Annotated in this window: 10 protein-coding genes and 1 pseudogene; all 11 read right to left on the bottom strand. The window is 70.4% G+C overall.

Going from position 1 to position 8,668, the window contains the following annotated elements; genetic code table 11:
• Positions 1-968 (bottom strand): ferrochelatase (gene hemH / locus ACTB72_RS18645; RefSeq protein WP_463038514.1); only part of this gene is annotated, 968 nt, incomplete at its 3' end.
• Positions 969-1,142: 174 nt separating this feature from the next.
• Positions 1,143-2,465 (bottom strand): ABC transporter permease, encoded by a 1,323-nt coding sequence (locus ACTB72_RS18640; protein ID WP_463038513.1) that lies wholly within the window; start codon positions 2,463-2,465, stop codon positions 1,143-1,145.
• Positions 2,462-3,104: pseudogene (locus ACTB72_RS18635) on the bottom strand (ABC transporter ATP-binding protein). Before ACTB72_RS18635 ends, ACTB72_RS18640 begins: the two are co-directional and overlap by 4 nt.
• A 59-nt stretch (positions 3,105-3,163) precedes the next feature.
• A complete protein-coding gene (locus tag ACTB72_RS18630) occupies positions 3,164-3,592 on the bottom strand; it encodes a hypothetical protein (protein ID WP_463038512.1) in 429 nt (142 codons plus the stop codon).
• A gap of 64 nt (positions 3,593-3,656) precedes the next feature.
• On the bottom strand, positions 3,657-5,147 hold the full coding sequence (locus tag ACTB72_RS18625; protein WP_463038511.1) for an alkaline phosphatase: 1,491 nt from the start codon (positions 5,145-5,147) through the stop codon (positions 3,657-3,659).
• 123 nt (positions 5,148-5,270) lie between these two features.
• Positions 5,271-5,660: a c-type cytochrome gene (locus ACTB72_RS18620; RefSeq protein WP_463038510.1), complete on the bottom strand. Its 390-nt coding sequence runs from the start codon at positions 5,658-5,660 to the stop codon at positions 5,271-5,273.
• Positions 5,657-6,055, bottom strand: coding sequence for a Cu(I)-responsive transcriptional regulator (gene cueR / locus ACTB72_RS18615; RefSeq protein WP_463038509.1), 399 nt, complete (start codon positions 6,053-6,055; stop codon positions 5,657-5,659). The genes ACTB72_RS18620 and cueR overlap by 4 nt, the downstream gene beginning before the upstream one ends.
• Positions 6,052-6,273 carry a heavy-metal-associated domain-containing protein gene (locus tag ACTB72_RS18610; RefSeq protein ID WP_463038508.1) on the bottom strand — a complete coding sequence of 74 codons (222 nt, stop codon included), beginning with the start codon at positions 6,271-6,273 and terminating at the stop codon, positions 6,052-6,054. Before ACTB72_RS18610 ends, cueR begins: the two co-directional genes overlap by 4 nt.
• Before the next feature lie 487 nt (positions 6,274-6,760).
• Positions 6,761-7,639 (bottom strand): carbon-nitrogen hydrolase family protein, encoded by an 879-nt coding sequence (locus ACTB72_RS18605; protein WP_463038507.1) that lies wholly within the window; start codon positions 7,637-7,639, stop codon positions 6,761-6,763.
• Positions 7,636-7,893 carry a glutaredoxin 3 gene (grxC, locus tag ACTB72_RS18600; protein WP_463038506.1) on the bottom strand — a complete coding sequence of 86 codons (258 nt, stop codon included), beginning with the start codon at positions 7,891-7,893 and terminating at the stop codon, positions 7,636-7,638. The genes ACTB72_RS18605 and grxC overlap by 4 nt, the downstream gene beginning before the upstream one ends.
• Entirely contained in the window at positions 7,890-8,666 is a 777-nt protein-coding gene (locus ACTB72_RS18595) for a double zinc ribbon domain-containing protein (RefSeq protein WP_463038505.1), read from the bottom strand. The genes grxC and ACTB72_RS18595 overlap by 4 nt, the downstream gene beginning before the upstream one ends.
• Between the last annotated feature and the right edge of the window lie 2 nt (positions 8,667-8,668).

Here is an 8,668-nt window from a genome sequence, read left to right as displayed (position 1 = left end):
GCCTCCATGAAGGCGTCCTTGATCTCCTCGTTGATCTCCTCGAGCGTCTCCACGCAGTCGGAGGAGAAGGCCGGGGCCATCACCGCGATATGCCTCTTGCCGGCATGGGCGAGGCGCGCGACCTCCTCCACCGTATAGGGCTGCAGCCATTCCTCGGCGCCGAAGCGGGACTGGAAGGTCAGCACCACCTCTTCGGGCGGGAAGCCGAGACGCTCGCGCAGGCGGCGCGTGGTGGCGGCGCATTGGCAATGATAGGGGTCGCCCTTCTCCACCAGATAGCGCTTGGGCAGGCCGTGATAGGAGGTGACCAGCGCGTCCGGGCGCTTGTCCATGCCCGCATAGGCGCGCTCCACCGACTTGGCCAGCGCGTCGATATAGAGCGGATTGGCCGCATAGGGCGGCACGGTGCGGCTGGCGGGCTGCCAGTTGAGCTTCATCAGGGCGGCGAAGAACGCGTCGTTGGCGGTCGCGGTCGTGGCCCCGGCGTATTGGGGGTAGAGCGGGAAGAACAGGATCTTCTCGCAGCCCGCCGCCTGCATCGCCTTAACCCGGGATTCGGTGGAGGGATTTCCGTAGCGCATGCAGTAGTCGACCATCACCCCCGCATCGCCCGCCATCCGCGCGGCCAGAAGCTCGGCCTGGGATCGGGTGGTGGTCAGCAGCGGGCTCTCGTTCAGCTCGTTGTTCCAGATCCCGGCGTAGTTCTTGCCGGAGCTGAACGGGCGCTTGGTCAGGATGATCAGCTGCAGCAGCGGCTGCCAGAACCACGGGTTGAGGTCGATCACCCGGCGATCCGACAGGAACTCGCCCAGATAGCGGCGCATCGACCAGTAATCGGTCGCGTCGGGCGTGCCGAGATTGACCAGCATCACCCCGATCTTCGCCCGCGGCTGCGCCGGATGGTCCGCCGGGGCGTGGGCGAGGCGGCCTTGGCCGGGGGCGTCGGTCTCGACGGTGCGCTGAAGCATGGATCGGCCCTTGGAATTCGCTGCGATAGGCCCCGCTCGCGCGCGGATGCGCGACGGGGGCCGACGAAGGTCAGCTAGGCGCAACCTCGCCGTGGGTCAACGGACCTGCGGCGACGCGGCCGGTGGTCCCGGGGGTATGGCCTTCCCGCTCGGCCGGGGCAAGCGCCAAGCGGCTCAGCCGCCGCGCAGATCCGCCACCGCGGGGCGACGGTAAGCCGCGAGCGCGGGGGCGAGCGCCAGCAGCGTGGTCAGGGAGAACACCGCGGCCGCGAGATGCGCCTCGGGCCAGCCGATGCCGGCCGAAAGCGCCAGATCGGTGCGCGCCGACAGCGCCGCGGACAAGGCCCAGGCCCCTGCCCGCCCGAACGCCAGCCCCAGCGCGGCCCCCGCCCCCATCAGCGTCGCCGCATAGGCCCAGACCACCGCCAGAACGAAGCGCCGCGGGGCGCCCAGCGCGCGCATCAGCGCGAAGCGGCGCGCGAAGAGCCGGGTCAGCGCCACCAGCCCGCCCAGCACCCCCGCCGCCGACAGCGCCTGGGCGGCCAGCGCCATCAGCGACATCGCCTCGCGCAGATCGCCCAGCAGCAGATGCAGCCGGCTCAGCGTCGCGCCGGGGAAGAAGGCCATGGAGGTCGCGTCGGAATGTCGTGCCCGTGCGCCATAGGCGCCGGCGAGGGTCCGGGCCGAGACCACGAAGGCGGGCGTTCCGGGGAAATGGGCAGGGTCGAAGGGGGGGCCGAGACGGTCGTCTCCCGGCGCGTGGCCATTGGCGAGGCCGTGGACCTCCCACACGAATTCCACCGGGACGACGACGGCGCGGTCCCAGGGCCCGCCGGTCGGGGCCATGCGCCCGACCACGGTCAGACGGGCGCCTTGATGGGCGTGCTCTTCGGCCGCGGCGCCCGCGCCATGGGCGGGCTCGATCTCGTCGCCGAGGCGCAGCGCGGATCGCGCGCCGACCACCGCCTCATGCGCGTTCGCCCACACCCGTCCTTCGGTCAGCGGCCCGCCGAGCTTTTCAAGGAAGGCTTCCGTGGTCCCGACGATCGCGTCCCCGTCATGGCTGTCGCCGAAAGCCAGCGGCGCGACGAGGCTGAGACGGTCGTCTCGTTGCAGTCTTTCGAGCACATCGCCGCCCAGCAACGGCACAGCGGCCGGTTGCAGGTAGACGGCGGCGAGCATCAGCCCGATCTCGTCGCCCGGCGCCCCGACCAGAATATCGAAGGGCGCCGCGGCCCGGGCCGAGCCCTCGCGCACCGCGCGTTCCTGCGCGATCAGCGCGGCGCCGAGGCCGACCGACAGCGCCATCAGCAGCGCGAAGAGCAGGTTGGTCCACCGAAACCGCAGCAGCAGCGCACGCACCAGCGACCACGGAGCCTGCCCGCGCAGCACCAAAACCCCGGTCAGCGCGGCCGGGATCAGCAGAGCCGCCAGCCAGACCGCGTCCTGCGTGGCGGGGGGCGCGTCGGCCCAAAACGCCCAGATCGCCTCGATCATCCCCGCACCGCCCCGTCGACCACCTGCACCACGCGGTCCATCGCCGCGATCAGCGCCGCGTCATGGCTGACCGCGATCACCGTGCGCCCGGCCTCGCGCGCCAGTCCCATCAGGTCGCCCACCAGCCGGTCGGCGTTTTCGCGATCAAGGCTCGCGGTCGGCTCATCGGCGAGGATCGCGGCCGGGTCGCAGGCGAGCGCCCGCGCCGCCGCCACCCGCTGCCGTTCGCCACCCGACAGCGTCGCCACGTCCCGGTCCCGCGGCGCGCCGAAACGCTCCAGCAGCCCAGCCGCCCGCGCCCGGATCGCCGCGCGTTCCGCCCCCGGCGCCCAGGCCGCGGCCACGGCGGCGTTTTCGAGCGCCGACAGCCTCGAACAACAGAAAATCTTGAAAAATCAGACCGAGCCGCGCGCGCCGGAAGGCGTCGCGCTCGGTCTCGGACAGCGCGGCAAGGTCGGTCCCGCCCCAGGCCACCCGCCCCGCCGACACCGGAACCAGCCCCGCCGCCACATGCAGCAACGTCGATTTTCCCGCGCCCGAAGGCCCGCGGATGCCGAGCGTCGTGCCCGCCCGAACCTCCAGCCGACCCACCCGCAGGATCACCCTGCCATCGGGCGCGCGGACCTCCACCCCCTCCATCACCAGATCAGGGACCGGAGGGCCCGCCGCCGCGATCTCCGCCCGCCCGAACGCTCGCGTCATGCCCGCTCGACCGAGGCGCGTTCCAGCCGCACCCGGCTGACGAAGCCGGTCTCGGGGTCGGTATGCGGCCCAAGCGCCAGCACGCCTTCGCCCACCACCGGCACATTGAACGGGATCGGCGCGATCACCCGTTGCGAAAACACCGCGAGGATGTCGTCGGGCCATTCCGCCTCGCTCTCGCAAAACGGACAGGTGGCCATCGGGCGCTTGGTGAGCACGAAAAACCGGCTCTCCGCCTTCAGCGGCGGGGCCATGAAGCCGCTCACTTCCACCCGCTCCCCTTCCAGCCGCTTGGCAAGCGCGGAAAAGCTGAGGTCTTTTTCGTAAAGGTCGCGCATCCTCAGCGTCTCCGCCGCGCGCAGGCGCATCCCCGGCGCGCAGGCGGCGACGGCGAGGAAGGACAGCAGGCGGCGACGGACAACCATTGGAACTCTCCCGGAAAACGGCGACGGGGGCCCGCCGGAACGGGCCCCCGTCATCAGAAAAGGCTCACTCCGCCGAGACGGCGTGCATCATCACATGAAAGATCACGTTCTGCTCGATGGTGCCGCCCAGCAGATGCGCATAGGGCCCCTTCGCCCAGGCCGCCACGTCCTCGCCCGAATGGGTCTCGGAGGATTTGGGGATCAGCGCCTGCTGCAGGAACTCGGGGTCGAGCGCCTGCGCTTGGGTCAGTTCGGGGCGCGTGCCCGAATAGGTCCCGTCCGCCTGCTTGACCAGGATCGAGCCCGGGCCGTTGAGGAAGCCGATCACCGGATAGGGCTTGCCATCGTCGGCGGTCGCGAGATCGGCCGAGTGCTTGATGCCCTTGTCGTCGACATCGTAGCACAGGCCGGTGATCGGGGTGCCGCGGCCGCAATAGCCGTTGAAGGCGATGGCGTGCTCGTGGTCGGCGGTGACGATGATCAGGGTGTCCTGGTCGTCGGTCAGCTCATCGGCCATCGCCACGGCCTGGGCGAAGGCGACGCCGTCGGTCATGGCGCGGAAGGCGTTGCCGTCATGGTTGGCATGGTCGACCCGGCCGCCCTCGACCTCGAGATAGAAGCCGTTCGCGTTGGTCGAAAGCGACTTGATCGCCATCGCGGTCATCTCGGCGAGCGAGGGCTCTCCGGTCCGGTCATATTCGTATTTCATGTGGCTCGACTCGAAGAGCCCCACGATCGGGGTCCCGTCCAGTTTCGCCGCCTTGGCGGTCTCGTCATCGTGGATGAACTGCGCGCCGGCGGCGATCATCTCGGCCACCAGGTCCTTGCCGTCCTTGCGCTTGCCGGTCTTGCCCTCGGCGTCGGTCGCGGTCTCGGGCAGGAAATGACGCCGGCCGCCGCCGAGCGCCACGTCGATCAGCCCCGACTTCATCGCCTCGGCCATCTGGGAGGCGATGTCCATGCAGCCCTCGGGCGCCGCATCCTCCCAGTCTCGATAGGCGGTCTTGGCGTAGACGGCGGCCGGCGTCGCATGGGTCAGGCGGGCGGTGGAGACGACGCCCACCGACTTGTCCATGCCGTTCACCACTTCGGCGAAGGTGGTCAGCTGGTTGGCGGCCTCGGTCGAGCAGTCCTTGGTGATGGCGTTCTCACCGAGGTTGATCAGGTTGAAGCGCTGCTTCACGCCGGTGTTCATCGCGCCGGCGGTCGGGGCCGAATCCGGGGTCTGGGCGTTGATGTTGTAGGTCTTGACCAGGGCGACATTGGGGAAGGCCTCATAGGGCAGCACGTTCTCTTCGCCCAGCATCCCCTTCTGCTGGCCGTCGAACACGCGCACCGCGTAGTTGGTGCCGACCCCCATGCCGTCGGCGACGAACAGGATCACGTTCTTGGCGCGCTTCACGATCGGCTGCGCGGCGAGGCGGGCGTCGATCACCGCCTTGGCGTCGGTGAACCAGGCGCTGTCGGCCTGGGCCACGGTCTGGCCCGCAGTTTGGGCGGTGGCGGCGGAGCCGGCGGCGAGCGCCAGCGCGATGGCGGCGGTGGTGCGGAGCATGTCTGCCCTCCCCTCAGGTCGTTTTGCGGTCACGCCAGAGATAGCAGCCGCACCGCGACGTTTGCGTGACGCAGCCAAGAAGCTCCGCGGACGGCGGCGGCGTCAAGCGCGGGCGGGGCGCGCTCAGTCGATGCCGTTCGCCGCCTGCACCGCGCGCACATAGGCGATGATCGCCAGCACCTCGTCATCCGCAAGGCCCGGGACCGGGGCCATGTCGCCGAAGCGCCAGTGATGCGCCCGCACACCGCGGCGGATGGCCGAGACGAAGGCGAAATCCCCGTGATGCGACGGCTCGTAGATCCGGTGGATCAGCGGCGGCCCCTGATCGGTCCCGATCCCCGATGGCCCGTGGCAGACCGCGCAATTGGCGGCGAAGATAGGCGCGCCCTCCGCCGCGGGGCCGGAAAGCGCGGGGGTCGCGAAACCCTCGGGCGCCGGATCGGCCAGCCCTGCGGCCCCCGCCGCCCCCATCGCCAGTCCCACCGCGATCCCCGCCCCGCGCATACGCCTCATGCCACCGCCTCCGAGCCCGCGAGATCGGTGAGAATCGGGCAATCGGGCCGCCCGTCGCCATGGCAGCGATGCACCAGATCCGACAGCGTGGCGCGCAGGCCGGTCAGTTCCGCGATCTTGCGGTCGATCTCGTCGAGATGCGCCTCAGCCAGCCGTTTCACGTCGCCAGAGGCCCGGTCCCGGTCCTCCCACAACGCCAGCAGCGCCCGGCAATCCTCGATGGCGAAGCCCAGCCGCCGGGCGCGGCACAGGAAGGCGAGCTTATGGGTGTCCGCCTCCGAGAAATCGCGATAGCCATTGGCCTCGCGCCGCGGGCGGATCAGCCCGATGTCTTCGTAATATCGGATGGTCTTGGCCGGCAGGCCCGAGACCCCGGCCGCGTCCTTTATGTTCATGAATGCGCCTCCTTCGGCGTCCATCGGGAGAGCCGCAGCGCGGTCCACACCACCGAGACCCGGCTCGGCGCCATCGCCACCTGGGCCCCGCCCGCGGTCGGCGCGGCGGAGGCGGCGCGCTTCACCCGCCTCGACCAGCCCGCGCAGGTCATGCCGGTGATGTCGAGCGCCAGCGGCGCGCAATCGGAGAGGTCGAGGCCGATGTCGGCGTGCTTCATGGCGCGTTCCCGATGACTGACGCCCTGAAGATAGGGATTCCAGTCGCAGGAAGGTCAAGCCTTTCCCCAGAGATCCGCACGACTCCGCCGCGTGCGCCGAAGGCGCGCGCAAACAGAGCGAAACGGTGCGGAAGCCCCGAAAGTCAAATCCGCGGGGGTGGGGCGCCCCCGCGGATGAACGACTTGCGTCGTTTGGGACAATGAACGCACGCACCGGCCGAAACCGGCTGTCCCTACGCTGACCACGCAGTCCTGACCATGAGGGCCAGAAGATTGCGACGACGCCATCGAAAGGACTTTGGCCTGGGGAGCCGTGGCTGGGTGAGCCGCCTTCCTATGGACGCCTTGGGAGCACGATGTTCAACAACACCGGCATTGTCAACAATGTCGTGATCGAATTCAGTCCCGATACGGAACATCTTTCGGAGGCCTATGTCGCAACGGCCTGTGGTTGAGCACCGTGTCCCCGACAAAACCTATGGAGACGCTACGTCGTCGGGCTTTCGAAGGCGCGCGCATTGGCGAGCGACGGGATCCGGGCGCGAGTCGCCGCCACGGCGCCCAGGTCGAGATCGACCAGCGTGGCGCCGACCGAATCGCCGCCATCGGCGAGAATCGCCCCCCATGGGTCGACCGCAAGCGAGTGGCCGTAGGTCTGGCGCACCCGCCCGCCCGGCGCGGCCACCACCGGATGCTCGCCGGTCGAGGCGGGAGCGAGCACGAAGCATCCGGTCTCGATCGCCCGCGCCCGCATCAGCGTGTGCCAGTGCGCGGCGCCGGTGGGCCGGGTGAAGGCCGAGGGGATGGTCAGGATCTGCGCCCCGGCCTCGGCCAGCGCGCGGTAGAGCGCGGGGAAACGCAGATCGTAGCAGATGGTCATGCCGATCCGCCCCCAAGGGGTGTCGGCGACCACCGCCTGCCCGCCCGGCCGATAGGCGGCGGATTCGCGATAGCTCTCGCCCTCGCCCACCTCGACGTCGAACATGTGGATCTTGTCGTAGCGCGCCGCGATCCCGCCCGCGGCGTCGATCAGGAACGAACGGTTCACGAAGCGCGGCCGCGCCTCGCCCGGATCATCCTCGGCCTTCAGCGCCAGAGAGCCGATCAGCAGCCAGACGCCGAGTTCCGCAGCGAGCTCCCGATAGGCGGCGAGGCTCGGGTCCTCGGCCTCCGGCTTCAGGATCTCGGCCTGCAGCGCGCGGGAGAAGGTGACGATGTTGCTCACTTCCGGCGTCATCGCGATGTTCGCGCCCTCGGCCGCCGCCCTGCGGATCAGGGCGGCGGCCTGGGTGAAGTTCTCCGCCGGCACGTCGCCCGCGCAGGTCTGGATCAGGCCTGCGCGCAGCCCCGTGACCGGCGCCGTCATGCCGCGAGCAGCCCGTCGAGCTTGCCGGCCTTGTCGAGCGCGTAGAGCTCGTCGCAACCGCCCACCGCCTCCTCGCCGATGAAGATCTGGGGCACGGTGCGGGCGCCTGGATTGCGCTTGGCCATCTCGTCGCGCGCGCCGGGCTCGGAGAACACGTCGTGCTCGACATAGGCCACGCCCTTGGCGTCCAGCAGACGCTTGGCGCGCACGCAATAGCCGCAGATCGGGCTGGTGTAGATCTCCACCTGTTTCATCTCGGTTCCTTCTGTTCGCTGGCCGAGAATATAGGGCCGTCGGCCTCGGGCGCAACGCGGGCGAGGCAAAGCGCCTCGACCCGGAGCGCGCCTGCGGCAAGAAGCGCGTCGGCGCAGGCCGAGAGGGTGGCGCCCGAGGTGTAGACGTCGTCGACCAGCAGGATCCGGGCGCCGCGGATGCGCGCGGGGCGGTGCGCCGCGAAGGCCCCGACGAGGTTGGCGCGGCGTTCGTCGCGGCCGAGCCCGCCTTGCGAGGGCGTGGCCCGGGTCCGGCGCAGCAGGTCGCCGCAATAGGGGCGCCCGGCATCGCGGGCGACGCGCCGGGCGAGCTCGGCCGACTGGTTGAAGCGCCGTTTCAGCAGGCGGGTCCAGTGCAGGGGGACCGGGGCGACCCAATCGGCATCCTCCAGCAGCTCCCGCCCGATGCGGCGCATCCAGGTCGAGGCGGGGCGCGCGATGTCGAGCCGGTCGCCATGCTTGAAAGCGAGCGCCAGGTCCCGGCCCACCCCTTCGTAGAGCACGGCGGAGCGGGCGCGCCGGAAGGCGAGCGGCCGGTTGAGACAATGGTCGCAGAACGGCGCGTCATCGGACCCCGACAGCGGCGCCCCGCAGCGATCGCAGAGCGGGTGGGCGATGTAGATCGTGGCCTTCCAGCAGGCGGGGCACAGCGCATGCGGCTCAAGCACCTCGGCCCGGCACCAGGTGCAGAGCGGCGGGTAGAGCAGGTCGGCGGCGGCGCAGCGGATGCGTCGCAGATGGGCCGAGAGCGGCACGC

The organism is Albimonas sp., assembly GCF_055129145.1.
Note: the sequence above shows the minus strand (reverse complement) of the source record. Positions and strands in the feature narration are given on the sequence as shown.

Bases quoted from the DNA above. Each gene is read 5' to 3' on its own strand.
- ACTB72_RS18640 (WP_463038513.1), bottom strand. From the start codon at position 2,465: ATGATCGAGGCGATCTGGGCGTTTTGGGCCGACGCGCCCCCCGCCACG.
- ACTB72_RS18630 (WP_463038512.1), bottom strand. From the start codon at position 3,592: ATGGTTGTCCGTCGCCGCCTGCTGTCCTTCCTCGCCGTCGCCGCCTGC.
- ACTB72_RS18625 (WP_463038511.1), bottom strand. From the start codon at position 5,147: ATGCTCCGCACCACCGCCGCCATCGCGCTGGCGCTCGCCGCCGGCTCC.
- ACTB72_RS18620 (WP_463038510.1), bottom strand. From the start codon at position 5,660: ATGAGGCGTATGCGCGGGGCGGGGATCGCGGTGGGACTGGCGATGGGG.
- cueR (WP_463038509.1), bottom strand. From the start codon at position 6,055: ATGAACATAAAGGACGCGGCCGGGGTCTCGGGCCTGCCGGCCAAGACC.
- ACTB72_RS18610 (WP_463038508.1), bottom strand. From the start codon at position 6,273: ATGAAGCACGCCGACATCGGCCTCGACCTCTCCGATTGCGCGCCGCTG.
- ACTB72_RS18605 (WP_463038507.1), bottom strand. From the start codon at position 7,639: ATGACGGCGCCGGTCACGGGGCTGCGCGCAGGCCTGATCCAGACCTGC.
- grxC (WP_463038506.1), bottom strand. From the start codon at position 7,893: ATGAAACAGGTGGAGATCTACACCAGCCCGATCTGCGGCTATTGCGTG.